General features: G+C 63.0%; 23 protein-coding genes. 8 read left to right on the forward strand and 15 right to left on the reverse strand.

Annotation, left to right across the window (positions count from 1 at the left end; genetic code table 11):
• Positions 1-91 precede the first annotated feature (91 nt).
• The 4 genes from J4D28_RS14450 (at position 92) to pdxH (ending at position 5858) form a co-directional block, all read left to right on the forward strand.
• On the forward strand, positions 92-2503 hold the full coding sequence (locus tag J4D28_RS14450) for a beta-galactosidase (protein ID WP_009047370.1): 2412 nt from the start codon (positions 92-94) through the stop codon (positions 2501-2503).
• A 217-nt stretch (positions 2504-2720) separates the two neighbouring features.
• Positions 2721-3866, forward strand: a complete 1146-nt coding sequence (locus J4D28_RS14455; RefSeq protein ID WP_009047371.1) for an EstA family serine hydrolase — start codon at positions 2721-2723, stop codon at positions 3864-3866.
• Between the two features lie 140 nt (positions 3867-4006).
• Complete coding sequence (locus J4D28_RS14460) at positions 4007-5179, forward strand: OmpA family protein (RefSeq protein ID WP_009047372.1); 1173 nt, start codon at positions 4007-4009, stop codon at positions 5177-5179.
• A gap of 31 nt (positions 5180-5210) precedes the next feature.
• Positions 5211-5858, forward strand: coding sequence for a pyridoxamine 5'-phosphate oxidase (gene pdxH, locus J4D28_RS14465; protein ID WP_009047373.1), 648 nt, complete (start codon positions 5211-5213; stop codon positions 5856-5858).
• Positions 5859-5870: 12 nt separating this feature from the next.
• Here the strand turns inward: pdxH and J4D28_RS14470 are convergent, their stop codons facing one another.
• Entirely contained in the window at positions 5871-6107 is a 237-nt protein-coding gene (locus J4D28_RS14470) for a hypothetical protein (protein ID WP_009047374.1), read from the reverse strand.
• Between the two features lie 173 nt (positions 6108-6280).
• On the opposite strand from J4D28_RS14470, the gene J4D28_RS14475 reads away from it, so the two are divergent.
• Positions 6281-6745 carry a glycine zipper 2TM domain-containing protein gene (locus J4D28_RS14475; protein ID WP_007923357.1) on the forward strand — a complete coding sequence of 155 codons (465 nt, stop codon included), beginning with the start codon at positions 6281-6283 and terminating at the stop codon, positions 6743-6745.
• A 79-nt stretch (positions 6746-6824) separates the two neighbouring features.
• On the opposite strand, the gene nhaA is transcribed toward J4D28_RS14475, so the two are convergent.
• Positions 6825-8012: a Na+/H+ antiporter NhaA gene (gene nhaA, locus J4D28_RS14480; protein ID WP_009047375.1), complete on the reverse strand. Its 1188-nt coding sequence runs from the start codon at positions 8010-8012 to the stop codon at positions 6825-6827.
• A 324-nt stretch (positions 8013-8336) separates the two neighbouring features.
• On the opposite strand from nhaA, the gene J4D28_RS14485 reads away from it, so the two are divergent.
• Positions 8337-9431, forward strand: coding sequence for a PLP-dependent cysteine synthase family protein (locus J4D28_RS14485; RefSeq protein WP_009047376.1), 1095 nt, complete (start codon positions 8337-8339; stop codon positions 9429-9431).
• 148 nt (positions 9432-9579) lie between these two features.
• Here J4D28_RS14485 and J4D28_RS14490 read toward each other — a convergent pair whose 3' ends face one another.
• The 3 genes from J4D28_RS14490 to J4D28_RS14500 form a co-directional block, all read right to left on the reverse strand.
• Positions 9580-11193, reverse strand: a complete 1614-nt coding sequence (locus J4D28_RS14490) for an NAD(P)/FAD-dependent oxidoreductase (protein WP_016702048.1) — start codon at positions 11191-11193, stop codon at positions 9580-9582.
• A 110-nt stretch (positions 11194-11303) separates the two neighbouring features.
• Positions 11304-11987: a COG3650 family protein gene (locus tag J4D28_RS14495; RefSeq protein ID WP_009047378.1), complete on the reverse strand. Its 684-nt coding sequence runs from the start codon at positions 11985-11987 to the stop codon at positions 11304-11306.
• Between the two features lie 184 nt (positions 11988-12171).
• Positions 12172-12771, reverse strand: coding sequence for a short chain dehydrogenase (locus J4D28_RS14500; protein ID WP_016702050.1), 600 nt, complete (start codon positions 12769-12771; stop codon positions 12172-12174).
• 106 nt (positions 12772-12877) lie between these two features.
• Here J4D28_RS14500 and J4D28_RS14505 point away from each other — a divergent pair, with 106 nt between their 5' ends.
• Positions 12878-13786: a LysR family transcriptional regulator gene (locus J4D28_RS14505; RefSeq protein WP_053268376.1), complete on the forward strand. Its 909-nt coding sequence runs from the start codon at positions 12878-12880 to the stop codon at positions 13784-13786.
• Between the two features lie 246 nt (positions 13787-14032).
• Here the strand turns inward: J4D28_RS14505 and J4D28_RS14510 are convergent, their stop codons facing one another.
• From J4D28_RS14510 to J4D28_RS14550, 9 genes are all read right to left on the reverse strand, one after another.
• Positions 14033-14542 carry a DoxX family protein gene (locus J4D28_RS14510; protein ID WP_016702052.1) on the reverse strand — a complete coding sequence of 170 codons (510 nt, stop codon included), beginning with the start codon at positions 14540-14542 and terminating at the stop codon, positions 14033-14035.
• A gap of 2 nt (positions 14543-14544) precedes the next feature.
• Entirely contained in the window at positions 14545-15315 is a 771-nt protein-coding gene (locus J4D28_RS14515; RefSeq protein ID WP_103331137.1) for a DUF2063 domain-containing protein, read from the reverse strand.
• On the reverse strand, positions 15312-16196 hold the full coding sequence (locus J4D28_RS14520; protein WP_256587605.1) for a DUF692 domain-containing protein: 885 nt from the start codon (positions 16194-16196) through the stop codon (positions 15312-15314). Before J4D28_RS14520 ends, J4D28_RS14515 begins: the two co-directional genes overlap by 4 nt.
• Positions 16197-16227: 31 nt before the next feature.
• Positions 16228-16533 (reverse strand): DUF2282 domain-containing protein, encoded by a 306-nt coding sequence (locus J4D28_RS14525; protein WP_009047384.1) that lies wholly within the window; start codon positions 16531-16533, stop codon positions 16228-16230.
• A 302-nt stretch (positions 16534-16835) separates the two neighbouring features.
• Positions 16836-17537: an ABC transporter ATP-binding protein gene (locus tag J4D28_RS14530; protein WP_103331129.1), complete on the reverse strand. Its 702-nt coding sequence runs from the start codon at positions 17535-17537 to the stop codon at positions 16836-16838.
• On the reverse strand, positions 17538-18305 hold the full coding sequence (gene livG, locus J4D28_RS14535) for a high-affinity branched-chain amino acid ABC transporter ATP-binding protein LivG (RefSeq protein WP_009047385.1): 768 nt from the start codon (positions 18303-18305) through the stop codon (positions 17538-17540).
• Positions 18302-19570, reverse strand: coding sequence for a high-affinity branched-chain amino acid ABC transporter permease LivM (locus J4D28_RS14540; RefSeq protein ID WP_009047386.1), 1269 nt, complete (start codon positions 19568-19570; stop codon positions 18302-18304). The genes livG and J4D28_RS14540 overlap by 4 nt, the downstream gene beginning before the upstream one ends.
• A complete protein-coding gene (gene livH, locus J4D28_RS14545) occupies positions 19567-20490 on the reverse strand; it encodes a high-affinity branched-chain amino acid ABC transporter permease LivH (protein WP_007926616.1) in 924 nt (307 codons plus the stop codon). Before livH ends, J4D28_RS14540 begins: the two co-directional genes overlap by 4 nt.
• Positions 20491-20721: 231 nt before the next feature.
• Complete coding sequence (locus tag J4D28_RS14550; protein WP_009047387.1) at positions 20722-21849, reverse strand: branched-chain amino acid ABC transporter substrate-binding protein; 1128 nt, start codon at positions 21847-21849, stop codon at positions 20722-20724.
• Between the two features lie 339 nt (positions 21850-22188).
• Between J4D28_RS14550 and J4D28_RS14555 the strand changes: the two genes are divergently transcribed.
• A complete protein-coding gene (locus tag J4D28_RS14555) occupies positions 22189-22500 on the forward strand; it encodes a DUF2288 domain-containing protein (protein WP_009047388.1) in 312 nt (103 codons plus the stop codon).
• Between the two features lie 331 nt (positions 22501-22831).
• Here the strand turns inward: J4D28_RS14555 and J4D28_RS14560 are convergent, their stop codons facing one another.
• Positions 22832-25015, reverse strand: a complete 2184-nt coding sequence (locus tag J4D28_RS14560; RefSeq protein WP_009047389.1) for a hypothetical protein — start codon at positions 25013-25015, stop codon at positions 22832-22834.
• Positions 25016-25034: the final 19 nt, after the last annotated feature.

Below are 25034 nucleotides of genomic sequence, written 5' to 3' on the forward strand. Positions count from 1 at the left end.
CGCGGCCGGCCTGTGGGCCGGTCGCGTTGTCTATTGCAGTCACTGATTGCACACAGGCCGTTCATCGGTCGTTAAGGAGCACCAGGTCCCTATGATTCGCCGTTCGTTACCCGCTGTCCTTGCGCTGTTGTTCGCTACGCCGCTGCTTGCCGCGCCGGCAGGGCAACAGACGCTGTTCAACTTTGTCCGGCCTGCCGATGTGGTGCAGGTGGCGACAGTGGATGCCAGCCTGCCGCAAGCCAACGCGGAGCAGACAGCCGAGGGCGAAGTGCTGCGCCGGGTGACGTTCAATCCGGCGATTCAACCAAGCCTGCGCCTGACCCCGCAGACGGGCGCCTGGGACTGGTCGCAGTCCGGGGCCATGAGCCTGCGGATCCAGAGCGCGATGAACTGGGCCCTGACCCTGTACGTGAAGATCCAGAGCAATGACGGCAAGACCCTGCTCAGCCGCATCGACTTGCCGGCCGGCCCGGCGCAGACCCTGCTGGTGCCGCTGGTTGCCAGCTCGCCGCTGAGCCAGGGCATGAAGGCCGGCCCGCCGATGCCGATGACCTTCGAAGGCCAGCGCGTCTTGCTGGCCAGCAGCGAAGGCGAGCTGGACCGCAGCCAGGTGGTGTCGGTGACCTTGTCGATGGATCAGCCGAAAGCCGCCCAGAGCATCCTGCTCGAGCGTTTTGGCGTGCAGGACGGCGAGGCGGTGGTCAAGGCGGCCTACGGTGGCCTGGTGGATGCCTATGGCCAGTCGACCCGGGCCAGGTGGCCGGAAAAGGTCGCCAGCGACGAGCAACTCAAGGCCGCCGCGACCAAGGAACAGCAGCAGCTGAAAACCTGGCTGGCCGAGCGCGAGCGTTCCTCCCTGGACACCTTCGGCGGCTGGAGCAACGGGCCAGCCTTCAAGGCCAGTGGCTTCTTCCGTACCGAGAAACGCGATGGCCGCTGGTATCTGGTGACGCCCCAGGGGCATCCGTTCTATTCCCTGGGGGTCAATGCGGTCACGGCGGACGACAGCCAGACTTATATCGCCGGCCGTGAATGGATGTTCTCGACACTGCCTAACGTCGGCGAACCGCTGGCCGGTTATTACGGCGAAGGCGACAACCGCGGCGGCAATGGCGCCGACCGGGGCCGCGCCTATAACGCCGGCCGCTGGTACGACTTCTATGGCGCCAACCTGCAACGCACCTACGGTGTGCCTTGCACCCCGGGCAGCGAAACCAAGGCCGGTGTGGCGGACGCCCAGGAGGCTCAGGCCGGGCAGGGCACCGAACCGCCAGCCGCGGCACCTTGCCCTGTCGCGGCCCTGGACCAGAAGCGCTGGGCCAGCCACACCCTGGATCGCCTGCAAGCCTGGGGTTTCAACACCATCGGCAACTGGAGCGCGCCGGCGCTGGGCCTGAACGACCGTGTGCCCTACACCTTGCCACTGTCGATCGTCGGCGACTATGCAAGCATCAGCACCGGTACCGACTGGTGGGGCGGCATGCCCGATCCGTTCGATCCGCGTTTCGCCATGGCCACCGAGCGTGCCGTGGCCATTGCCGCGCGCGATCACCGCGACGATCCATGGCTGATCGGCTACTTCGCCGACAACGAACTGGCCTGGGCCGGCCCCGGCGATGACCCCAAGGCGCGTTATGCCCTGGCCTACGGCACATTGCGCATGACCACCGACGTGCCGGCCAAGCGCGCGTTCCTCAAGCAACTGCGCGACAAGTACCGCAACCAGGAGGGCCTGTCGAAGGCCTGGGGCATCAACCTGAGCGCCTGGGAGCTGATGGAAGATCCGGGGTTCGAGCCGCCTTTGCCTAGCCCGGAGCATCCGGAGATCGAAGCCGACTTCAAATACTTCCAGAAGGTCTTTGCCGACACGTACTTCAAGACCATTTCCGATTCGCTGAAATGGCACGCGCCGAATCACCTGCTGCTGGGCGGACGCTTCGCCATCAGTACCCCTGAGGCGGTGGCGTCCTGTGCCCAGTACTGCGATGTGCTGAGCTTCAACATGTACACCCTCAAGCCGCAGGACGGTTACGACTTTGCCCGGCTGAACACGCTGGACAAGCCGGTCCTGATCACCGAGTTCAACTTCGGTTCCAGGGATCGCGGCCCGTTCTGGGGGGGCGTGACCGAGCTGGTGCGGGAGGAGGATCGCGGCCCGGCCTATGCCCAGTTCCTCAAGCAGGCGCTGAGCGAACCGTCGATTGTCGGCGTGCACTGGTTCCAGTACCTCGATCAGCCGGTCACCGGTCGCCTGCTGGACGGCGAGAACGGCCATTTCGGCCTGGTGGGCATCACCGATGTGCCGTTCCAGGGTTTTGTCGACAGCGTGCGCAAGAGCAACCTGCAGGCCTTCGACCAGTTGGGCAAGGAAGCCGGGAAGGCCAAGGCAGAGGCCGACAAGGCCGCGGGTCATGCCGCCGACGGCGGCAAGCCGGGCCATGATGGCAAGGGCGCAGGGCAGGGCGGCGGTCATGCGGGCGGTCATTCGGGCAATGGCCATTGATCGCTGAGCCAGGCCTTTAGGGTACGGCTTCCCCGCGCGGGCCGGTCCGCCTCTACACTCACTCGTAGGGGCTGGCCGGCCCGCGCCGCGTTCAATGTCCGTCGATTTCTGAACAATTCTTCCGGTGGATAGCCGCCGGGCTCGCTTCTGTTCCCAAAACCCTCAAGGGCTGGAACAATGCGCACCACTTTGTAGAGCATGGTCCGGGGAGTTACGGGTGCAGATTCAGGGTCATTACGAGCTTAAGTTCGAAGCGGTGCGCGAAGCCTTCGCGGCCCTCTTCGAGGATCCCCAGGAACGCGGCGCGGCGTTGTGCATTCAGATCGGCGGGGAAACCGTGGTCGACCTCTGGGCCGGCACCGCCGACAAGGACGGCAGCGAAGCCTGGCACTGCGATACCATCGCCAACCTGTTTTCCTGCACCAAGACCTTCACCGCGGTCACCGCCCTGCAACTGGTGGCCGAAGGCAAGTTGCAGCTGGACGCACCGGTTGCCCGGTACTGGCCTGAATTCGCCGCGGCCGGCAAGGAAGCGATCACCCTGCGTCAGTTGCTCTGCCATCAGGCCGGGCTGCCGGCCTTGCGTGAGCTGCTGGCGCCGGAAGCGCTCTACGACTGGCAAACCATGGTCGATGCCCTCGCGGCGCAAGCCCCTTGGTGGACGCCGGGCGAAGGCCACGGTTATGCGGCCATCACCTACGGCTGGCTGGTGGGCGAGTTGCTGCGTCGGGCTGACGGGCGCGGTCCCGGCGAGTCCATCGTGGCGCGGGTCGCCAGGCCGCTGGGGCTGGACTTTTTCGTTGGCCTGCCCGACGAGGAGTTTTACCGGGTGGCGCATATCGCCCGGGGCAAGGGCAATGTCGGCGACGCGGCCGCACAGCGCCTGCTGCAAGTGACAATGCGCGAACCCACGGCCATGACCACCCGGGCGTTCACCAACCCGCCGTCGATCATGACCAGTACCAACAAGCCGGAATGGCGGCGCATGCAACAGCCAGCGGCCAATGGCCATGGCAATGCCCGCAGCCTGGCCGGGTTCTACAGCGGCCTGCTCGATGGCAGCCTGCTGGAAGCGGACATGCTCGAAGAGCTGACCCGCGAACACAGCGTCGGCATGGACAAGACCCTGTTGACCCAGACCCGTTTCGGCCTGGGTTGCATGCTTGACCAGCCGCAGGTGGCCAACGCGACCTTCGGTCTCGGCCCTCGTGCGTTTGGTCATCCGGGAGCGGGTGGCTCCATCGGTTTCGCCGATCCTGAGTACGATGTGGCCTTCGGTTTTGTCACCAATACCCTGGGGCCATACGTGCTGATGGATCCAAGAGCGCAGAAGTTGGTGAGGGTTCTGTCGGATTGTCTGTAAAAAGGTTGCTGTCAGGATTTTTTTTGCCTAAACATGAGTAAAGGCATCAGAAAGGAACCCTGTGGCTTTTATACTTTCAAAGCGTCTGTTTGTACGGTTCGTAGAGACCGTAATTTTTGATCTCATTTTGTGGATATCCCATGTCGTCGAACAAGTCTTTAGCCTTGGCTCTTTGCCTCACTGTCACCGGTTGTGCACAAACTCCACAAAATGACGCAGAAGGAGGGCACTGGTGGTCTTTCGGTTCCGATAAGGCCGCCAGCAAGGAAGCGGTGCAACCGGTAGCAAAAGCAGCTGCCAACGAAGTTTCCGCGGCCAAGTCCGCCGCCACCTCCACCGCCAAGTCCGCGACCGCTCCTGCCGCAGCCAAGGTCGAAACCGCAACCGCTTCCGCCGCTGCTCCGGCCGCCAAGGCCGAGACCACCAACTGGTGGTGGCCGTTCCCTTCCAAGGACGCGAGCAAAGACGCAGTCAAAGAGCCGCTGGCCGACGCCAAGGCCAAGACGGACGCCGCGACCGCGGCGCCGAAGGTCGCCAAGACCGAGACCGGCAACTGGTGGTGGCCTTTCAACCAGCAGCCCACGTCTCCGACCAAGGCAGACGTGAAAGACATCCCGATGCCGGATCCAAAAATTACCCAGGCCTGGCTGGACGACTACGAGCCGCGCCTGCGTGAAGCCATCAAGGACAGCCGCCTGCAACTGGAGCGTCGCGAGAACACCCTGGTGGTGACCGCTCCGGTCGACGGTTCGTTCAACCCGGATCGCCCGGCCATGTTGCTGCCGGTCACCCTGAGCCCGTTCACTCGCGTGGCCAAGGCCGTGGGTACCGATGCCAAGACTTCCGTGCTGGTCCTGGGCCATGCCGACACCACTGGTGCCGCAGCGGCCAACCAGAAGCTGAGCCGTGATCGTGCGCAGTCCGTTGCCGCGATTTTCAGCCTCACTGGCCTCAAGCGTGATCGCCTGATGCTGCGTGGCATGGGTTCGGTCATGCCTCGCGCGGCCAACGACAGCGCCGAAGGTCGTGCGCTGAACCGTCGTGTGGAAATCATCGTCACCCAGCGCAGCACCATGCTGGCCCTGCTGAGCAAGTACAACCAGCCGACCCCGTCCGAGGCTGAACTGGTTGCCGTACAGGATGTGAAGTCGGTCGTTCCTGCTGCTTCCTCGAAGAAAGCCGTCGCCGCGAAGAAAGCCGCTCCGGCGAAAAAAGCCCCAGCCAAGAAGCCTGTGGCGAAGAAAGCCGTCGCCAAGAAAACCACCACTGCCAAGGCTCCGGCCAAGGCAGCGACCGAACAGGCGAAGAACTGATTCATCAGGCATCGGGCAAAAGGAACCAGCAATGACCCAGGGACTGGCGGACATGCGCCGCGACTACACCCGTGACGGACTGACCGAAGCCCAGGCTCCGGTCGAGCCCTTCACGCTGTTCCACCAGTGGTTCGCACAGGCGGTGAAAACCGAGCAGCCGCCTGTCGAGGCCAACGCCATGACCCTGGCGACCGTTGACGAAGAGGGGCGCCCTCATTGCCGCATCCTGCTGCTCAAGGGGCTGGATGCGCAGGGCTTCACCTTCTTCACCAACTACGACAGCGCCAAGGGGCAGCAACTGGCCGCACGGCCTTTTGCCGCCATGACCTTCTTCTGGCCGGCCCTGGAGCGCCAAGTGCGTATCGAGGGGCGGGTGGTCAAGGTCACCGCCGAGGAGTCCGATGCCTACTTCCAGGTCCGCCCGCTGGGCAGCCGCCTGGGCGCCTGGGCATCGCCGCAGAGCCAGGTGATCGCCGATCGCCAGGAACTGGAAGCTCTGCTCAAGAACACCGAGGAGCGCTTCAGCGATACCCAGCCCCATTGCCCCGAGCACTGGGGAGGTTATCGCCTGTTACCGGAGCGCATCGAGTTCTGGCAGGGGCGTGCCAGCCGTTTGCACGATCGCCTGAACTACCGCCTGCAAGGTGCCGACTGGGTGCGTGAGCGCCTGGCCCCCTGAACCCGAATCAGCTCATTCGCCGGGATAACCGGCCGCGGCGGCTTCAAGCCACTGTGGCAGGTCCCGGCGTTTTACTTTCTGGCGATGGGCATTCGCCAGCTGTTGCAGCATGAAGGATTTTTTCTTCTCGTCCCCGCCGGCCAGCGATAGCGCCAGGTCCCGGTCCATCCAGCGCTTGATCCGTACATACAGCCACCAATGGAAGTACAGGCCGGCAACGGTGGTCACGACGATGATGAAGTAATCCATGGAAAATCCTTTGGTCGGTGGCGCAACTCGGGAAATAAGCGCTACCGTGTGAAGAGTTTTTATATGCATGCAGTCTGTACTGCTGCTGAATGGAACCAATTTTATCCGGGCGATGCCGTGACAGGCGTCAAGCTGCGGAGTTTAATGATTATCTGTCCTTTGGAGTTGATCCTATGCGTAAGTCTGTTTTGCTGGTTGCTTCCTTTTCCACGATGGCCATGTTGCTCACCGGTTGCCAATCCAACCTGTCCGGTGACTCTTACTCCCGTGACGAGGCGCGTCGCGTACAGACCGTTCGCATGGGCACCATCGAATCCCTGCGTCCGGTGAAAATCGAAGGCACCAAGACCCCGATCGGCGGCCTCGCCGGTGCAGCGGTCGGCGGCGTTGGTGGCAGCGCCATCGGCGGCGGCAAAGGCAGCATCGTGGCGGCGGTCATCGGTGCGGTGGCGGGCGGCCTGATCGGTTCCGCCACCGAGGAAGGCCTGACCCGTACCCAGGGCGTGGAAATCACCGTGCGTGAAGACGACGGCAGCATGCGTGCCTATGTACAACAAGTTGAACAAAACGAAGTGTTCCGCGTTGGCGAGCGCGTGCGCATCATGAGTGTCAACGGCACCAGCCGTGTTGCCCACTAAGGGTTAACCGCGACAAAACAAAACCCCGGCCAGGCAACTGGTCGGGGTTTTGTGTTTTCAGCCCTGGCAACTCCGGCGGTTATGCCGGCAATTGTGGGTTCTTGCGGCTGGCCGCGGCCGTTACGGCGTAGCCGATCAGGGCGGCGAAGAGCGAGCCGGTGAGGATGCCCATGCGGTCCATGCCAGCGTATTCGCTGCTGCCGGGCACGAAGGCCAGGGAGCCGACAAACAGGCTCATGGTGAAGCCGATCCCGCAGAGAATCGCCACGCCCAGCACCTGGCCCCAGTTGGCGCCGCCGGGGAGGGCGGCCAGGCCCATCTTCACCGCCAGCCAGGTCAGGCCGAACACGCCGACGGTCTTGCCCAGCAGCAGGCCGATGGCGATGCCCATGGGCACGTAATGGGTGAAGCTTTCCACGGTAATGCCCTGCAGCGACAGGCCGGCATTGGCGAAGGCGAACAGCGGCAGGATGCCGTATGCCACCCACGGATGCAGCGCATGCTCCAGACTCAGCAGCGGCGAAGGCTCGGCATTGCGGGTACGCAGCGGGATGCAGAACGCCAGGGTCACGCCGGCCAGGGTCGCGTGGACGCCACTCTTGAGCACGCAGACCCAGAGGATCAGGCCGATGATCATGTACGGCCCGAGCTTGACCACCCCCAAACGGTTCATCGCCACCAGCGCCACCAGGCAGGCCGCGGCGAGCATCAGCGACAGGGTCGACAGGGCGCCGGAGTAGAAAATCGCGATGACGATGATGGCCCCCAGGTCATCGATGATCGCCAGCGTCATCAGGAACAGTTTCAGCGACACCGGCACCCGCTTGCCCAGCAGGGCCAGCACGCCGAGGGCGAAGGCGATGTCGGTGGCCATGGGAATCGCCCAGCCGCTGAGCGCCGGCGGGTTGTCCTTGTTGAGGAACCAGTAGATCAGCGCCGGCACCACCATGCCGCCGATGGCGGCGGCGCCCGGCAGGACGATCTGCGAAGGCTTGGACAGGTGGCCGTCGAGGACCTCGCGCTTGACCTCCAGGCCGATCAGCAGGAAGAACATGGCCATCAGGCCGTCGTTGATCCACAGCAGCAGGGGCTTGGCGATTTTCAGGGCGCCGATCTGGGCGACCACGGGAGTGTCCAGCAGGCCGTTGTACAGCCAGGACAGCGGTGAGTTGTTGATGATCAGGGCAAGCACGGCAGCGGCAATCAATAACAGACCGCTGGCAGCTTCCAACTGAAAGAAACGCGTGAAAGTGCTACGCAGAGGCAAGGTCGCTCTCCATCAGAAAACTAAAAAGGTGGCACACCCTAACCCGTACTGTTAGTTGTTAAAACAAAAGTTATATTCTTTTTTGTTATATGCAGCAGAGCAGCGGCCCGCTGGAAAACCAGCCTAGCAGTTGTGTATCCAATTGATTCAAAACTGTACCTGTGAGCGACCGGGGATGTTTCTTAACATGTCCGGCCCCAGCCCGACGGGCCGGGGACTTTTGCCTGTTGCAGCACCTGATTTTCCTTGTGCCTGGATCACCTATGCTGGGTGCACATCATCTTTTTGCGTCCTGTGTGGCGTTCGAGCCAACGAGAAAACACCATGAGCGACAACCGTCAGTGGGCCCGCGAGGCCATCCGGATCATCGAAGCCGATTTCCAGCGCAGCGCCGATACCCACCTGATCCCCTTGCCCCTGCCGGGGCTACCGGGCATCGAGCTGTATTTCAAGGACGAGTCCAGCCATCCCACCGGCAGCCTCAAGCATCGCCTGGCGCGTTCGTTGTTCCTTTATGCGCTGTGTAACGGCTGGCTCAAGCCCGGGGCACCGGTGATCGAGGCGTCCAGCGGTTCGACGGCGATTTCCGAAGCCTATTTCGCGCGTCTGCTGGGCTTGCCGTTCATTGCGGTGATGCCGGCCACCACGTCCCAGGAAAAGATCGCGCAGATCGCCTTCTACGGCGGCAAGAGCCACCTGGTGCAGGACCCGACGCAGATCTACGCCGAATCGGAGCGCCTGGCCCGGGAGAGCGGTGGGCATTTCATGGACCAGTTCACCTACGCCGAGCGCGCCACCGACTGGCGGGCGAACAACAACATCGCCGAGTCGATCTTCCAGCAACTGCGCTTCGAACGTTACCCGGAGCCCAAATGGCTGATCTCCAGCCCGGGCACTGGCGGCACCACCGCTACCCTGGGGCGTTATGTGCGCTATCGCCAGCATTGCACCCGGGTACTCTGCGCCGACGCCGAGCGTTCGGTGTTCTTCGATTACTACCAGAGCGGTGACGCCAGCCTGCGCCTGGATTGCGGTTCGCGCATCGAAGGGATCGGCCGGCCACGGGTCGAGGCGTCGTTCCTGCCCAAGGTGATCGATGCGATGGTCAAGGTGCCGGATGCCCTGTCGCTGGCGGCCATGCATTACCTGGCGCAGCGCCTGGGGCGGCGGGTGGGCGGTTCCAGCGGGACCAACCTGATCGGCGCGCTGATGGCGGCGCAGCAGATGAAACAGGCCGGCGAGAGTGGTTCGATCGTCGCCATCCTGTGTGACGGTGGCGAGCGTTATGCGACCACCTATTACGATCAGGACTGGCTGACCGCCCAGGGTTACCAGTTGACGGCCTTGATCGAGGCGGTGGCAGCGAGTGTGGAGCGTGGCGAGGCGTTGCCGGCCAGCGTATTGCGCGCTGGCATCTGAGGCTGCAAGCCCGCCCTTGTAGGAGCGAGCTTGCTCGCGAAAAACATCAAGACAACGCGGTGTTTCAGATGCCCCGCGTTATCGTTGGCCTCCATCGCGAGCAAGCTCGCTCCTACAGGGGGGCATCTCCCCCTGGCATAGGCCTTTTTTACGCCTCGATGCCGAGGATGTTGCGCGCCACCGCTTCGGCGATGCGGATCCCGTCGACCCCGGCCGACAGGATGCCGCCGGCATAACCGGCGCCTTCACCGGCCGGGTACAGGCCCTTCACGTTCAGGCTCTGCATCGATTCGTCGCGGGTAATGCGCAGCGGCGACGAGGTGCGGGTCTCGATCCCGGTCAGTACCGCGTCATGCAGGGAGTAACCCTTGATCTGCCGCTCGAAGGCCGGCAGCGCTTCGCGGATCGCCTCGATGGCGAAGTCCGGCAGGGCCAGCGCCAGGTCGCCCAGGGCGACGCCCGGCTTGTAGGACGGCTCGACGCTGCCCAGGGCGGTGGACGGCTTGCCGGCGATAAAGTCGCCGACCAGTTGCGCCGGGGCCTCGTAGTTGCTGCCGCCGAGCACGAAGGCGTGGGACTCCAGGCGCTCCTGCAGCTCGATGCCGGCCAGCGGGCCGCCCGGGTAATCCACTTCCGGGGTGATGCCGACCACGATGCCGGAGTTGGCATTGCGCTCGTTACGCGAGTACTGGCTCATGCCGTTGGTGACCACACGGTTCGGCTCGGAGGTCGCCGCCACCACGGTGCCGCCCGGGCACATGCAGAAGCTGTAGACCGAACGGCCGTTCTTCGCGTGGTGCACCAGCTTGTAGTCGGCGGCGCCGAGCTTCGGGTGACCGGCGTACTTGCCCAGGCGCGCGCTGTCGATCAGCGACTGTGGGTGTTCGATGCGGAAACCCACGGAGAACGGCTTGGCCTCCATGTACACGCCACGGCCATGGAGCATGCGGAAGGTGTCGCGGGCGCTGTGGCCGAGGGCCAGGATCACGTGTTTCGAGTGAATCTGTTCGCCGCTGTTGAGCTCGACGCCGACCAGCTGGCCGTCTTCGATCAGCACGTCGGTGACCCGTTGCTCGAAGCGCACTTCACCGCCCAGGGCGATGATCTGCTGGCGCATGTTCTCGACCACGCCGGTCAGGCGGAAGGTACCGATGTGCGGCTTGCTGACGTAGAGGATCTCTTCCGGCGCGCCGGCCTTGACGAACTCGTGCAGGACTTTGCGGCCGTGGTGTTTCGGGTCCTTGATCTGGCTGTAAAGCTTGCCGTCGGAGAAGGTCCCCGCGCCGCCTTCGCCGAACTGCACGTTGGATTCCGGGTTGAGCACGCTTTTGCGCCACAGGCCCCAGGTGTCCTTGGTGCGCTGGCGCACTTCCTTGCCGCGCTCGAGGATGATCGGCTTGAAGCCCATCTGCGCCAGCAGCAGGCCGGCGAAAATCCCGCAGGGGCCGAAACCCACTACGATTGGGCGCTGCGCCAGGTCGGCGGGCGCCTGGCCGACGACCTTGTAGCTGACATCCGGCGCCGGGTTGACGTTACGGTCGTCGGCGAACTTGTGCAGCAGCTTGGCCTCGTCACGCACGTTCAGATCGAGGGTGTAGATGAAGCACAGCTCGGACGACTTCTTGCGCGCGTCGTAGCTGCGCTTGAACAGGGTGAAGTCGAGCAGGTCCTCGCTGGCGATGCCCAGGCGCTGCAGGATGGCAGGGCGCAGGTCTTCATCGGGATGGTCGATCGGCAGCTTGAGTTCGGTGATTCGTAACATGACAGGGTCCGGTTCGCGGGACGCACCAATGCGTCAGGGCGGTTTTACAAACCGGCGATTATAAGCCGCAAAGCCCGGACCCCGTGAGGTTAAAACGGTTGTCCGTCGCCTCAGTCGCTGCGCGAGCCGCCGAAATAGGCGCAACCGCGCTGGACCTGGCCATCGACCCGCAATTCCGCGGTCAGGTGCTGCACGCTGCCGGTCTTGCTGTCCACGCATCGCTGCGGCGCGACCCAGAGTTCGACATGGCGGTTGTTGGCTTCGCTGCTGAGGTTGAAGCGGCCGTCGCCCAGTTGCTCTTCCAGGTAAGGCAGCGCCAGTGCCGGCTGGCCGGCGCGTTCGATGCGCATGCCCTTGGCGCTGACATCGACGTTCCAGTCCGGAGCCTTGCCACTGGCCCGCAGGATCAGGCGCGGGAAGTCGGGATCGCCGCAGGCATCGCTCGAGCGTTCGACGCGATACAACTGGCTCAGCGCCACTTCACTGTCGGCGCCGCCGGCCTTGCTCGGGGAAAAGTGCCCGCGCAGGTCGGCGAACAGCGTGCCCTGCTGGTCGGCCAGGCTGGCGGCTTCCTGGAGGATGCTGGTGCCGCCGTTGTCCTTGACCACATAACGCTGCTCGCCGACGCAAGGCTTGAACAGCAACTGGCCGTCGGCGGCGGTCAGCGTGCCCTGCATGCGGGTCTGGCCGGCCTGGGACTGCGTCCGGGGCTGGCCATCGAACACCGACAGCATCTGGCAACCGGCAAACAGGGGGAGCAGGGCAATACAAACAAGGGAACGGGCGGCACGCATCGTCGGGTCTCCAATCAAGTGCCGCCACGTTACGCAGCCTGACCGTTCATCACAACCCCGGATCCAATCGCGCCTCTGTAGGAGCCAGGCTTGCCGGCGATGCAGGCACTGCGGTGTGACTGGCGTACCGCTATCGCGAGCAATCGAGCGTCGACCGGCTGCTCCTACAGAAGATCCATGTGGGTCAGCCGACGATATAGGTCTGGCCGGTTTGCAGGCCTTCCACGCTCTTGGCGTAGGCCAGCGCCACGTCGGCGCCGGGAACCGGCTTATAGCCACGGAAGTACGGGGCGTAACTGTCCATGGCCTCCACCAGCACGGTCGGGCTCACCGAGTTCACCCGCAGGCCGCGTGGCAACTCGATGGCGGCGGCGCGGACGAAACCGTCGATGGCGCCGTTGACCAGGGCTGCCGAGGCGCCGCTGCGGATCGGGTCGCGGTTGAGGATGCCGGAGGTGAAGGTGAACGAGGCGCCGTCGTTGGCGAACTCGCGACCGATCAGCAGCAGATTGACCTGGCCCATCAGCTTGTCCTGCAGGCCCAGGGCGAAGTGCTGTTCGCTCATCTCGCCCAGTGGCGCGAAGGTGACATTGCCGGCGGCGCAGATCAGCGCGTCGAATGTGCCGGTTTGCTCGAAGAGCGCGCGGATCGAGGCGCTGTCGCTGATATCCACCTGGAAATCACCGCTGGTACGGCCAATGCGGATGATTTCATGACGCTGCGACAGCTCTTTGTCGACCGCTGAACCTATGGTGCCGTTGGCGCCGATCAGAAGAATTTTCATGGGGCTGTTCCTCGCGTGGGTTGAACGAGGTTGCAGTCTAGTGCTGGTTTTTCCCGTTGATTAGCGCACTAATAGGCAACCTTTGGTTTTCAAATGGAAACAATCCATGAGCGAGATGGATGACCTGGCGGCGTTCGCCGTGCTGATCGAGGCCGGCAGTTTCACCCTGGCCGCCCAGCAATTGGGTTGCAGCAAGGGGCAATTGTCCAAGCGCATCAGCGCCCTGGAGGCGCAGTTCTCGGTCGTGCTGTTGCAGCGCACCACGCGCCGCTTGAGCCTGACCGCGGCGGGCGCCGCCTTGTTGCCCCAGGCCCAGGCGCTACTGGTCCAGGTCGAGCGGGCGCGCCAGGCGCTGGCGCGGCTCAAGGACGACATGGCCGGGCCGGTGCGGCTGACGGTGCCGGTGTCCCTGGGGGAGACCTTTTTCGAGGGCCTGTTGCTGGAGTTTTCCCGGCAGTATCCCGAGGTGCAGATCGAGCTGGAGCTGAACAACAACTACCGCGACCTGACCCGGGACGGCTTCGACCTGGCGATCCGCTCGGAGGTGGCCAACGACCAGCGGCTGGTGGCCAGGCCGCTGCTGGCCTGGCACGAGATGACCTGCGCCAGCCCGGCCTACCTGGAGCAATATGGCGAGCCGCAGACGCCCAGGGACCTGGCCGAGCATCGCTGCCTGCTCAACAGTCATTACAGCGGTCGTGAGGAGTGGCTCTATCACCAGCAGCACGAGCTGTTGCGGGTGCGGGTGTCGGGGCCCTTCGCCAGCAATCACTACAACCTGCTGAAAAAGGCCGCGCTGGTGGGCGCCGGGATCGCCCGGCTGCCGTCCTACCTGCTGCAGGCGGAATTGGCCGATGGGCGTTTGCGCGGGCTGCTGCGCGACTACCAGACCCGCAGCATGCCGATGTACCTGGTGCACCCGTATCAGGGTGGATTGCCAAAGCGCACCCAGGTCCTGGCCGATTACCTGATCGGCTGGTTCAAGCGCAGCGGCGAAGCGCTGGATCGCCTCTGACTTGATGCTGCGATGGACCTTGTAGCCGCTGCCGCAGGCTGCGCAAGGCCCGAAGGGCCTCGGCGGTCTTGAGACCTTGCGCGTCCTTCGGACCCGATCGCAGCCTGTGGCAGCGGCTACAGCTACAGCGGTGGGCGATCAGATCTGTAGGAGCGAAGCTTGCTCGCGATGGCGGCACCGCGGACTGTCTGAAAAACCGCGTTATCGTTCATCGCGAGCAAGCTGCGCTCCTACAGGGACAGAGGGTCAAGGTCGCTGGTAGCGGCGGGCGATCAGGTGGTCGATGGAGAGCTTGCCGGGGCCGCGGGCCATCAGGTACAGCAGGACCGCCGCCCAGGTGCCGTGGGTCGGGTAGGCATCGGGGTAGACGAACAGCTGGATGGTCAGGGTCATGCCCAGCAGCGCCAGGGCCGAGAAGCGCGTGGCGAAACCGACCAGGAGCAGCAGCGGGAACAGATGCTCGGCGAATGCCGCCAGGTGCGCGGCCAGTTCGGGGGAGAGCAGCGGTACCCGGTACTCGCTCTGGAACAAGGGAATGGTCGAGTCGGCCAGGCGCGGCATGCCGAGCTCGAACGTCCCGGAGAACAGATCGATGGCCAGGCCCTCGACCTTGGTCTGGCCGGATTTCCAGAACACCGCGGCAATCGAGAAGCGCGCGATAAAGGCGATCAGGCTGTGGGGAATACGCTCCAGCAACTGGATGAGTCGGTTCACCCCGTGGCTGAGCGGGTGGTGTTTGGTGCAGTGGGTGTGCATGTTCAAACCTCGGAATGGGGGGACAGGCGAGTGATGGCGCCGCGGCCGATCAACAGCGCCAGGGCCTGGCTCGGCTCGAAGGCCGGATCGGCCGCCAAGGCATTGGCTACGGCGACTTGCAGTGGCTGTGAGTGGTGCAGGCTGTGGATGAAGCAGGCGACTCCGGCGTCGATGGCGAACACTTCGACCTCCAGGTCGTGACGCAGTACCAGGGCGTTTTGTCCTTGCTGCAAGTCGATCGCCAGCCAGTCGCCATCGCCCTGGTGGGCGGCCCATAAGGCGACCACCGGGTGGGCCGACTCCAGCAGGCCGAGCGAAGGGTGCAGCTCCAGGCGCAATTGCCCCAGGCTTGCAGGCTCGGCCATGGCTGCGGCGATCTGCTGCGGTTGTACCGGGCAGGCGTCGGCGGCGTGATAGGCGGTGACCCGCAGGCGTTCCAGGCGCGCGACATCCGCCAGGTAAGGCAGGCTGGCGGCGGGAGGGAAACCGCCGATGAAATCGGCGAAGTCATGGCCATAGTCGCAGAGCACGGCGCTGGCGGGCGGGAAGCGCCTGACGTAGAGCGCGGCCATGGCCCGGAAGAACTCATCGCCCACCAGTTGCGCCACCACCGGATAGGCATCGGCCAGGGCGTTGATCAGCGAACTCTGCACATTGTTGCGGTACACCGCGAAGCGGCTGGCCGGGTCGGCGCCGTTGCCGCAGTACAGGCCCGCGGGGCAGGGCTGGTCGGGGTCGAGCAGGGCGCTGGCGAAGCTGGCTTGCGTGTTCACGGCAGCCTCCTGGCGCATTGCAGCAGCTCGTCCGCCTGGCGCACCTCGGCGTGCAGCACGGAAAACGCCGGCACCTGATTGTCGCGCTCGATCAGGGTCGCGGTCGGCCCGATCCGTTCCAGCAGCCGCAGGTACAGCGCCCACACGGCGTTATCGATCGGCGCGCCGTGATCGTCGATCAACAAGCGGTCGCCCAGGCTGTCAGTGTCTTCGGCAAACCCGGCGAGGTGGATCTCACCCACCGCGTGCAACGGCAGGGCATCGATATAGGCCAACGGGTCGCGCCGGTGGTTGATGCACGACACGTAGACATTGTTCACGTCCAGCAACAGGCCGCAGCCGGTGCGGCCTATCACCTCGCGGATCAATTCGGCCTCGTCCATGCTCGACTGACGAAACTCCAGATAGGTCGCCGGGTTCTCCAGCAGCATGGGGCGGCGCAATGTGTTCTGTACCTGGTCGATGTGTTCGCAGACGCGGTCCAGGGTCGGGCGGTCATAGGCCAGGGGCAGCAGGTCATTGAGAAACACCGGGCCATGGCTGGACCAGGCCAGGTGTTCGGAAAAGGACTGGGGTTGATAACGCTCGATCAGCACCGCCAGGCGTTTGAGGTGCTGTTGGTCCAGCGGACCTTCGGCGCCGATCGACAGGCCGACGCCGTGCAGCGACAGCGGGTACTGCTCGCGGATCAACCCCAGGTAGTGATGGAACGGCCCGCCGGCGACCATGTAGTTTTCCGCATGGACTTCAAAGAAACCGATATCGGGCTGTTCCCTCAGGACCTGGCGAAAGTGCTCGGTCTTGAGCCCCAGCCCGGCGCGTTGCGGCAGGCTGGAGAGAGGCGCCTGAGTGGCGGGATGGAGGGGGAGTGGTACGGCCATGTTCATCATCGACACTCAGGCAGACGGTGGATTACGACTTGGCTTTGTAGGCCTGGAGCTGGCCGAAACCGGTAGGCGAGGTGCTGCTGGCGGTTTTCTCGCAGGTGCCTTTAGGAACCAGTTTCCAGGCGTTGGCCTGGTGGTCGACTTTGGCGGTGCCGGCACAGGTGGTGCCCGCGCCTGCGGCGCAATCGTTCTTGCCTTTCATGGCGACGCCAAAGCATTTCTCCATGTCGTCGGCGGCCTGGGCGGTGGTCGGCAGCGCGGCCATGCTCAAGGCAGAACCGAGGGCCAGGGCCAGGGCGGCGGCGGACAGGGTGCGAGTGGTAGCGGTCATGGTGTTTCTCCAGAAAAGGTATTGGGGAAGGCAGGCATGTGTGCCTGCTTACCCCTCTAGAGAAAGGTCGATGGGGTTTGTTACAGCCCAGGTGAAAAAAATCCAGTTGTAGCCGCTGCCGCAGGCTGCGATCGACGGCGAAGCCGGCGCAATCACTGGCCGCACGGTGTACCTGGCCTTCCGAGTGGCCAGCCTCTGCGGGGCGTCGCCCCGATCGCAGCCTGCGGCAGCGGCTACAGGAGGGGCGATTTCCAGGCGAAAAAAAACGGCCCCGAAGGGCCGTTCTTTGTTGCAGCAGGTGTTCAGCCGCCCAGATAGGCTTCGCGCACCTTGGGGTCGGTCAGCAGGGCTTCGCCGGTGCCTTGCATCACCACCCGGCCGTTTTCCAGGACATAGGCTCGGTCGGCGATCTTCAGCGCCTGGTTGGCGTTCTGCTCCACCAGGAACACCGTCACGCCGTCACGGCGCAGCTGTTCGATGATGTCGAAGATCTGCTGGATGATGATCGGCGCCAGGCCCAGGGACGGTTCGTCGAGCAGCAACAGCTTGGGCTTGCTCATCAGCGCGCGGCCGATGGCGAGCATCTGCTGTTCGCCGCCGGACATGGTGCCGCCGCGCTGGTTGAAGCGTTCCTTGAGGCGCGGGAACAGGCCCAGGACCTTGTCCATCTGCTCCTGGTAATCGCCCTTTTCGGTGAAGAACCCGCCCATGGCGAGGTTCTCCTCCACGGTCAGGCGGGCGAATACCCGACGACCTTCCGGCACCACGGCAATGCTCTTGCGCATGATCTGCGCGGAGGTCTGCCCCACCAACTCTTCACCCAGGTAACGGATGCTGCCGCTGTGGGCCTGCGGCGAACCGCAGAGGGTCATCAGCAGGGTGGATTTGCCGGCGCCGTTGGCGCCGATCAAGGTGACGATCTCGCCCTGGCGGATCTCGACGTTGACGCTGTGCAGCGCCTGGATCTTGCCGTAGAAGGTGGAAACGTTTTCGAACTGCAGCATTTACGCTTCCCCCAGGTAGGCTTTGATCACTTCGGGATTGTCGCGGATCTGTTCTGGCGTGCCGTCGGCCAGGGGCGTGCCCTGGTTGATCACGACGATGTGGTCGGAAATGCTCATGACCAGCTTCATGTCGTGTTCGATCAGCAGCACCGTGGCGTTGTGCTCTTCGCGCAGCACGCCGATCAGCGCCTTGAGGTCCTCGGTTTCCCGCGGGTTGAGGCCGGCGGCCGGTTCGTCGAGCATGAGGATCCGCGGACGGGTCATCATGCAGCGGGCGATTTCCAGGCGGCGTTGCTGACCGTAGGCCAGGGTGCCGGCGGGACGGTTGGCGAACTCCTTGAGGTTGACCTTTTCCAGCCAGTACTCGGCGTATTCCATGGCCTCGCGCTCGCTCTTGCGGAACCCCGGGGTCTTGAACAGGCCGGCCAGGAAGTTGGTGTTCAGGTGACGGTGCTGGGCGATCAACAGGTTCTCGACCGCGGTCATGTCCTTGAACAGCCGCACGTTCTGGAAGGTGCGTACCACACCCTTGAGGGCGATCTTGTGGCCGGGCAGCCCCTGGATCGGCTCGCCGTCCAGCAGGATGCTGCCGGCGGTGGGCTGGTAGAAACCGGTCAGGCAGTTGAACACCGTGGTCTTGCCGGCGCCGTTCGGGCCGATCATCGACACCACCTGTTTTTCTTTGACGGTCAGGGCTACGCCGTTGACCGCCAGCAGGCCGCCAAAGCGCATGCTCAGGCCCGTTACTTTGAGGATCTCACGGCTCATTTGCGCGGCTCCGCTTTCAGTTGCAGGACGGGACGTTGCATGGGCAGCAGTCCTTGAGGACGCCAGATCATCATCAGCACCATCATGGCGCCGAACATCAACATGCGGTATTCGCTGAATTCACGCATCAGTTCAGGCAGCAGGATCATCACGGTGGCCGCGAGGACCACGCCCAACTGCGAACCCATGCCGCCCAATACCACGATGGCGAGGATGGTCGCGGACTCGATGAAGGTGAAGGACTCCGGCGTCACCAGGCCCTGGCGCGCGGCGAAGAAGCTGCCGGCGAAACCGGCGAAGCAGGCACCCAGGGTGAAGGCCGACAGCTTGATCACGGTCGGGTTCAGGCCCAGTGCGCGGCAGGCGATTTCGTCTTCACGCAGGGCTTCCCAGGCACGCCCCAGGGGCATGCGCAGCAAGCGGTTGATGACGAACAGGGCAAACAGCGCCAGCAACAGCGCGACCAGGTAAAGGAAGATCACCTTGTTGATCGAGTTGTATTCGATGCCGAAGTACTCGTGGAAGGTCTGCAGGCCCTCGGCGGCCCGGCGTTCGAAGGACAGGCCGAAGAACGTCGGTTTATCGATGTTGCTGATACCGTTCGGACCACCGGTGAGGTCGGTCAGGTTGCGCAGGAACAGGCGGATGATTTCACCGAAGCCCAGGGTCACGATCGCCAGGTAGTCACCGCGCAGGCGCAATACCGGGAAGCCCAGCAGGAAGCCGAAGGTGGCCGCCATCAGGCCGGCGATAGGCAGGCAGATCCAGAAGCTCAACCCGTAGTAGTGCGACAGCAGCGCGTAGCTGTAGGCGCCCACGGCGTAGAAGCCGACGTACCCCAGGTCCAGCAGGCCGGCCAGGCCGACCACGATGTTCAGGCCCAGGCCGAGCATCACGTAGATCAGCACCAGGGTGGCGATGTCCACCGCGCCGCGGGAGCCGAAGAACGGCCAGATAAACGCACCGATGATCAGCGCAATGATGATCCAGCGCTGGGTGGTCGGCAGGGTCAGGAAGTTACTGGCCTTGGCCGGGATCACCGGCATGTTGGGCGAGGACTTCCAGGCCGCGCTGATCTGATGGTCGAACAGCACCCGCAGGAACATCAGTACCGAACACAGGGCGATGATGGTCAGCGTGGTGGGGCTGGTGCCATGGACTTCCAGGTTGATGCCGACGATGGTCAGTTTCAAACCGAGTATCGGGTAGGCGACAGCCCACACCAGCAAGGCGCTGAAGAACGCCTGTCGAAGATTCCTAGTCATACTTTCTCAACCTCCGGACGGCCCAGCAGGCCGGTTGGCCGGAACAACAACACCAGAACCAGCAGGCCGAACGCCACGACGTCCTTGTACTGGTCGCCGAAGATATCGGCACCGAAGGCTTCCGCCACCCCAAGTACCAGGCCGCCCAGCATGGCGCCCGGAATGCTGCCGATGCCGCCCAGTACCGCGGCGGTGAAGGCCTTGAGACCGACCAGGAAGCCGGCGTTGGGGTTGATCACGCCGTATTGCATGCTCAGCAGCACGGCCGCGATCGCCGCCAGCGCGGCACCGATCACGAAGGTCAGGGCGATGATGTTGTTGGTGTTGATACCCAGCAGGTTGGCCATCTTGATGTCCTCGGCGCAGGCACGGCAGGCGCGGCCCAGGCGGGAACGGGAGATGAACAGGGTCAGGCCGAGCATGGCGATCAGGGTCACCACGAACACCACGATTTGCATGTAGGAGATCAGCACTTCATGTGCGCCACCTGGCCCGATGGAGAAGTTGCCCGGGATCAGGTTGGGGATGGATTTGTCCTTGGAGTCCTGCGCCAGCAGAACCGTGTTCTGCAGGAAGATCGACATGCCGATGGCCGAGATCAGCGGGATCAGACGGTTGCTGCCGCGCAGGGGGCGGTAGGCGATCCGTTCGATGCTGTAGCCGTAGGCACTGGTAACGACGATGGTCGCGATGAAGGCCGCGGTCATCAACAGCGGGACACTGTCGAGTCCCATCATGGTCAGGCCCGCGATGGCGATGAACGCCACATAGGAACCGATCATGTACACCTCGCCGTGGGCGAAGTTGATCATTCCAATGATGCCGTAAACCATCGTATAGCCGATGGCGATCAGGGCATACGTGCTGCCAACGGTGAGACCGTTAACCAGCTGTTGGAAAAAGTGATAGAGGTCAGGCATTACAGCGCTCCTAAAAACCTGATACGCATTTCACTGGTGGAGTCATTTTCCCGCCTGCGCCCCGTGGATCTGCATCCACTTCGGGTCAGGTTTTGCCAGCGAACCGCTGATGACGGTTTTGAGATTTTCAGGTGGGCGGGCTTCCGGATCACGGAAAACAGGCCCAATACGTTCGTAAAACAAAGCCCACGGCACGCCGTGGGCTTTATTGGCAGTCAGTCAGACAGGGCCTTATTGAGGCGAGACTTCGGTTTTAGGTTTGCCGAAGTGCCACTGGTAGACCACGAACTTGAAGTCTTTCAGGTCGCCCTTGGCGTCGAAGCTCAGGTCGCCGGTCGGGGTCTTGAAAGTACCGGCGTGGATGGCTTCGGCCACCTTGGTCGGGTCTTCGCTCTTGGCGGCGGTGATACCGCCGGCAATGACTTCAACCGCGGAGTAGGAAGGGAACACGAACGGACCGCTCGGGTCTTCTTTCTTGGCCTTGAACGCATCCGCCAGGGCCACGTTGGCCGGATCCTGGTCGAAGGATTTCGGCAGGGTCACCAGCAGGCCTTCGGAAGCGTCCTTGGCGATCTGCGAAATGGAGTCGTTACCCACGCCTTCCGGGCCCATGAACTTGGCCTTCAGGCCTTTTTCCTGGGCCTGGCGCAGGATCAGGCCCAGCTCCGGGTGGTAGCCGCCGTAGTAGACGAAGTCGACGTTGGCTTGCTTGAGCTTGGCGATCATCGAGGAGAAGTCCTTGTCGCCGGCGTTGATGCCTTCGAACACGGCAACCTTGGTGCCTTTCTTCTCGAGGGTCTGTTTAACGGCGGTGGCGATGCCTTCACCGTATTGCTGCTTGTCGTGCAGTACGGCAACGATTTTCGGTTTCACGTGGTCGGCGATGTAGTTGCCGGCGGCAGGGCCCTGGGCGCTGTCCAGGCCGATGGTGCGGAACACCATCTTGTAACCACGGGTGGTGATGTCCGGGCTGGTGGCGGCGGGGGTGATCATGACCACGCCTTCGTCTTCGTAGATGTCCGAAGCCGGTTGAGTGGAGCTGGAGCACAGGTGACCGATCACGAACTTGACGCCGTCGTTGACGACTTTGTTGGCTACGGCGACGGCTTGTTTCGGGTCGCAGGCATCATCGTATTCGACGGCCTGGAGCTGCTTGCCATCGACGCCGCCCTTGGCGTTGATTTGTTCGATGGCCATTTTCGCGCCACTGAACTGCATGTCGCCGTACTGGGCTACAGGGCCGGTCTTGGGGCCGGCGATGCCGATCTTGATGGTGTCAGCTGCGAACGAATGGCTGGCGACTCCGGCCAGAACCATAGCGGCAAACAGTTTGGAAATCTGCTTAGTAGCCTTATTCATAGTGCTCCACTCTTACTGTTGTAATTTTTATAGTCCTGGCGCCGTAGCAGCAGAACCGGGTCAGATATCTCTTGGATATCCCCGGAAAATGCCCCCGGCAACTGTACCGGTACAGTGTAGAGCGCCGATTGTTAGCCTGGGAAGCTGGCGCCAGGGGGCAAAATCAGGGGGTGTCGCTTTATTGAAAGAAAAAGACAGAATCGCGGCGGGGTTTTGACCGTATTCAGCGAGCAATCCTTGGCTCTCCTGCACTTCTCTATCGTTGACGCAATTGCAACCGGGTTTGTCTGCCAGAGCACCGACGTTATCATTGCGCCGATTTCTTTTCGGGACAGGCCCATGACTCAAGAACCTAGCACCCTCTATGCCAAGCTGCTTGGTGAAACCGCATCTATTACCTGGAAGGAGCTGGAGCCGTTCTTCGCCAAGGGTGCCCTATTGTGGGTCGACGCCGGCCTGGATTTGATCGAGGCAGCCGAGGCCATGGCCGAGAACCAGGCCGAGAAAGTCTCTGCCTGGCTGGCCGCCGAGAAGGTGGGCAAGGTGTCTGCGACGCGGGCGCTGGATCTGGTGGAGCGTGATCCACTGCTGTGGGCAGTGGTGGTTTCGCCGTGGATTCTGGTCCAGGAAAGGGCGCCGGCCGAAGGTTGAGCACCAAAAGGGTGCCTGGTTTTTCCGGCTGGAAGTGTGTAGCCGAGTAACCGCGATCACGGTGATGGCAAGTTGCCCGTGGAGAAAGGCCCCACCCGTTTCAGGCTGACGGTGACGTAAGCGGAATGGGAACAGTTTTCAAGGCCGCCTAAGGGCGGCCTGATTGTTTCCGGGTATTAACGCCACTTCCCTGTAAAACGCCATTTCCCCTGTAGGAGCGAAGCTTGCTCGCGATGGCGTCCTACCAGTCGACATCGCTTGAGCTTGATGCCGCTGATCGCTAGCAATCGAGCGTCGACCGGCTGCTCCTACAGAAGAGAACGGGCAGCTGTTAGTACGCTGTCCTGCCCGTGTGGTTGTTCAGCGAGATGACCTTGGTCTTGCCGATGCGGTGACGATAGATCTCGCGCAGGTACTTGATGGCTTTCTTCACGCAATCGCGGGACAGGCGGATGTCGTTGATCGAGACGAACTTGTCCTTGTCGTTGATCAGCTCGCGGTACTTCTTCTCGTACATCGGCTTGATCGCGTACCAGTTGGTATCGAGGATCTTCGCCGGGTTCTCGAACTCGTTGAGCAACTCGTCGATGCGGCTTTCATCGAACTGTTCGCTGACGATGAAATCGAGGATCGAGTTGTCCAGGGTCTCGTCGAAGCGGTACGGGTTGCGGGCGAAGCAACGCTTGATAAAGGCCACGATCAGGGTCAGGAAGTCGTCCGACAGGCACGGGCTCTTGGCGATCAGGGTGGTCAGCGAGAGGTTGGCCGAGGCGCCGATCACCAGCGCGTAACGCTTGAGGGTGGTGTTGGGGAACAGGCTGTTGAGGTGAGTCTTGAGCCGGTTCAGGTCCATGTACGACAGCTTGTAGTCCTTCGGCAGGGAGACGATCGACACCACCGACGAGCAGTTCTTGAAGAAGTGCAGGTCGTGCAGCGCGGCCGCGTCATAACCGGAAGCCTTGTATTGCTCCAGCGCCGCGCGATAACGCTTGGACTCGATCGGCAGCAGGCTGATGCCCTCGATGGCCTGGGTCACCTTGTTGAAGTGCGGCAGGTCGATGGAGCGGAAGAACAGGTCGTCGATGTTCAGGCGCTGCGGCTCTTTCTCGAACACCTTGAACTTGTCGCCGGTCGGCACCGGGGTTTCCGGGACCACGGACTCGGCATAGGCGATCGCCACCGGGCCGGCCAGGCTCATGAACAGGTCGTTGGCATCCAGGCGGATGGTCTCGCCGATGTCGATGCCGGCGCGGCGGAAATAGTTCTGGTCGTAGTCGGTGGTCACCGCCTGGGCGGTGAGGATGTTGAAGATCTGCTGGGAGATGTACTGGTTGGCGTGCTTCTCCATGGCGTTGACGTCGATGTTCTGGATGTTGCCGTCATCGCTTTCTTCGGCATAACGCATGATGTCGTTGGAAATCAGCATCATCGCGTTCCATGGGCGGATACGCCCCATGACGCTGGCTTCGCTGCTGTCTTCGTTATCGAAGTTGTAGGAGAAGTCCCATTCTTCCGACAGGTATTTGCACAGCAGGCGTCCGGCGTTGATGTGCAAGGCTTCGGACATTTCGCTGCGGTGATCGGAGATATTCGGCAGTACGCAGATACCGCTGGTGAAGATCGGCTCGAAGACGAAGGAGTGGCCGCTCTTGCTGTCGTGTTCGTCGATCGGCTTGGTGTCGAACGTCTTGTTCATGTACGAGTACTGCTGGGCCAGGCCGAACTCCGAGGCCATGCCCGAACCGGTACCGCCGCCGGCGCTGAAGATCGAGAAGTACAGGCGCGACTGGTTGGCCTTGATGCCGCAGGAGTCGATCAGGTACGAGTGGATCATTTTCCAGTCGGGGCTGGAGAAACGCTGGGTGTCCTTGTTGAGGATGATCTTGGCCAGGTACTGGCCGAGGATCGGCGCGTTACCGGCGCCACCGGCGTGGACTTCCGAGAGGTCCATGATCTTCATCTTGCTGTAGTCGCGGATGAAGCCGCTTTTTTCGCCCTTGCGCGAGAAGCGGATGCGCCCGGCGATGTCCTTGTCCAGATCGCCCAGCATCACCAGTGGCTCGACCAGGAACACCGGTTTGCTCGCCTTGTTCTGGCCCAGGCGCAGGTTGTGGCGGATCCACTGGGCGGGGCTGTAGCCCTTGTCGGCATAGGCCTTGTCGTCGTTGTTGAACTCGTTGAGGTAGAACTTGCGGGCGTTGTACACCAGCTCCGCCACATCCAGGGCGATGTTCGACCCGCAGCGGCCCAGGCCGATCAGGCAGACCGAGGGGAACTCCTGCTCGCGGCGCGCTTCGAGCTCGTCTTCCAGGTGCGGCGGGCGCGGGAATACCGAGTCGCGCAGGCCGTCGAGGTTGTCGAGGATGCGGTCGGTGTTGGTTTCGGTGAAGTAGAGGTATTGCTGGGGCGCCTGTGGGCGCGAGCTGGACAATGGCTTCGACTCTGAAAAGCTCTGGCTGCCCGGGGTCAGCGTCAGTTCGGATACTGCGTTGGCAGAATTGTTTTTAGAAGTCATTGTGCGCCGTGTGCCTGGA

Origin of the sequence: Pseudomonas sp. GW531-T4, from assembly GCF_017349615.1 — a bacterium.
GTDB classification, from domain to species: Bacteria; Pseudomonadota; Gammaproteobacteria; order Pseudomonadales; family Pseudomonadaceae; genus Aquipseudomonas; species Aquipseudomonas chlororaphis_I.

What these genes read in the sequence shown, in the direction of transcription:
- J4D28_RS14450 (WP_009047370.1), top strand. Translation starts at nt 92, where the DNA reads ATGATTCGCCGTTCGTTACCCGCTGTCCTTGCGCTGTTGTTCGCTACG.
- J4D28_RS14560 (WP_009047389.1), bottom strand. Translation starts at nt 25,015, where the DNA reads ATGACTTCTAAAAACAATTCTGCCAACGCAGTATCCGAACTGACGCTG.
- J4D28_RS14525 (WP_009047384.1), bottom strand. Translation starts at nt 16,533, where the DNA reads ATGACCGCTACCACTCGCACCCTGTCCGCCGCCGCCCTGGCCCTGGCC.
- J4D28_RS14555 (WP_009047388.1), top strand. Translation starts at nt 22,189, where the DNA reads ATGACTCAAGAACCTAGCACCCTCTATGCCAAGCTGCTTGGTGAAACC.
- J4D28_RS14530 (WP_103331129.1), bottom strand. Translation starts at nt 17,537, where the DNA reads ATGCTGCAGTTCGAAAACGTTTCCACCTTCTACGGCAAGATCCAGGCG.
- J4D28_RS14495 (WP_009047378.1), bottom strand. Translation starts at nt 11,987, where the DNA reads ATGCGTGCCGCCCGTTCCCTTGTTTGTATTGCCCTGCTCCCCCTGTTT.
- J4D28_RS14475 (WP_007923357.1), top strand. Translation starts at nt 6,281, where the DNA reads ATGCGTAAGTCTGTTTTGCTGGTTGCTTCCTTTTCCACGATGGCCATG.
- J4D28_RS14540 (WP_009047386.1), bottom strand. Translation starts at nt 19,570, where the DNA reads ATGACTAGGAATCTTCGACAGGCGTTCTTCAGCGCCTTGCTGGTGTGG.
- J4D28_RS14500 (WP_016702050.1), bottom strand. Translation starts at nt 12,771, where the DNA reads ATGAAAATTCTTCTGATCGGCGCCAACGGCACCATAGGTTCAGCGGTC.
- livG (WP_009047385.1), bottom strand. Translation starts at nt 18,305, where the DNA reads ATGAGCCGTGAGATCCTCAAAGTAACGGGCCTGAGCATGCGCTTTGGC.
- J4D28_RS14470 (WP_009047374.1), bottom strand. Translation starts at nt 6,107, where the DNA reads ATGGATTACTTCATCATCGTCGTGACCACCGTTGCCGGCCTGTACTTC.
- J4D28_RS14460 (WP_009047372.1), top strand. Translation starts at nt 4,007, where the DNA reads ATGTCGTCGAACAAGTCTTTAGCCTTGGCTCTTTGCCTCACTGTCACC.
- J4D28_RS14510 (WP_016702052.1), bottom strand. Translation starts at nt 14,542, where the DNA reads ATGCACACCCACTGCACCAAACACCACCCGCTCAGCCACGGGGTGAAC.
- livH (WP_007926616.1), bottom strand. Translation starts at nt 20,490, where the DNA reads ATGCCTGACCTCTATCACTTTTTCCAACAGCTGGTTAACGGTCTCACC.
- J4D28_RS14485 (WP_009047376.1), top strand. Translation starts at nt 8,337, where the DNA reads ATGAGCGACAACCGTCAGTGGGCCCGCGAGGCCATCCGGATCATCGAA.
- J4D28_RS14550 (WP_009047387.1), bottom strand. Translation starts at nt 21,849, where the DNA reads ATGAATAAGGCTACTAAGCAGATTTCCAAACTGTTTGCCGCTATGGTT.
- J4D28_RS14520 (WP_256587605.1), bottom strand. Translation starts at nt 16,196, where the DNA reads ATGGCCGTACCACTCCCCCTCCATCCCGCCACTCAGGCGCCTCTCTCC.
- pdxH (WP_009047373.1), top strand. Translation starts at nt 5,211, where the DNA reads ATGACCCAGGGACTGGCGGACATGCGCCGCGACTACACCCGTGACGGA.
- J4D28_RS14505 (WP_053268376.1), top strand. Translation starts at nt 12,878, where the DNA reads ATGAGCGAGATGGATGACCTGGCGGCGTTCGCCGTGCTGATCGAGGCC.
- J4D28_RS14490 (WP_016702048.1), bottom strand. Translation starts at nt 11,193, where the DNA reads ATGTTACGAATCACCGAACTCAAGCTGCCGATCGACCATCCCGATGAA.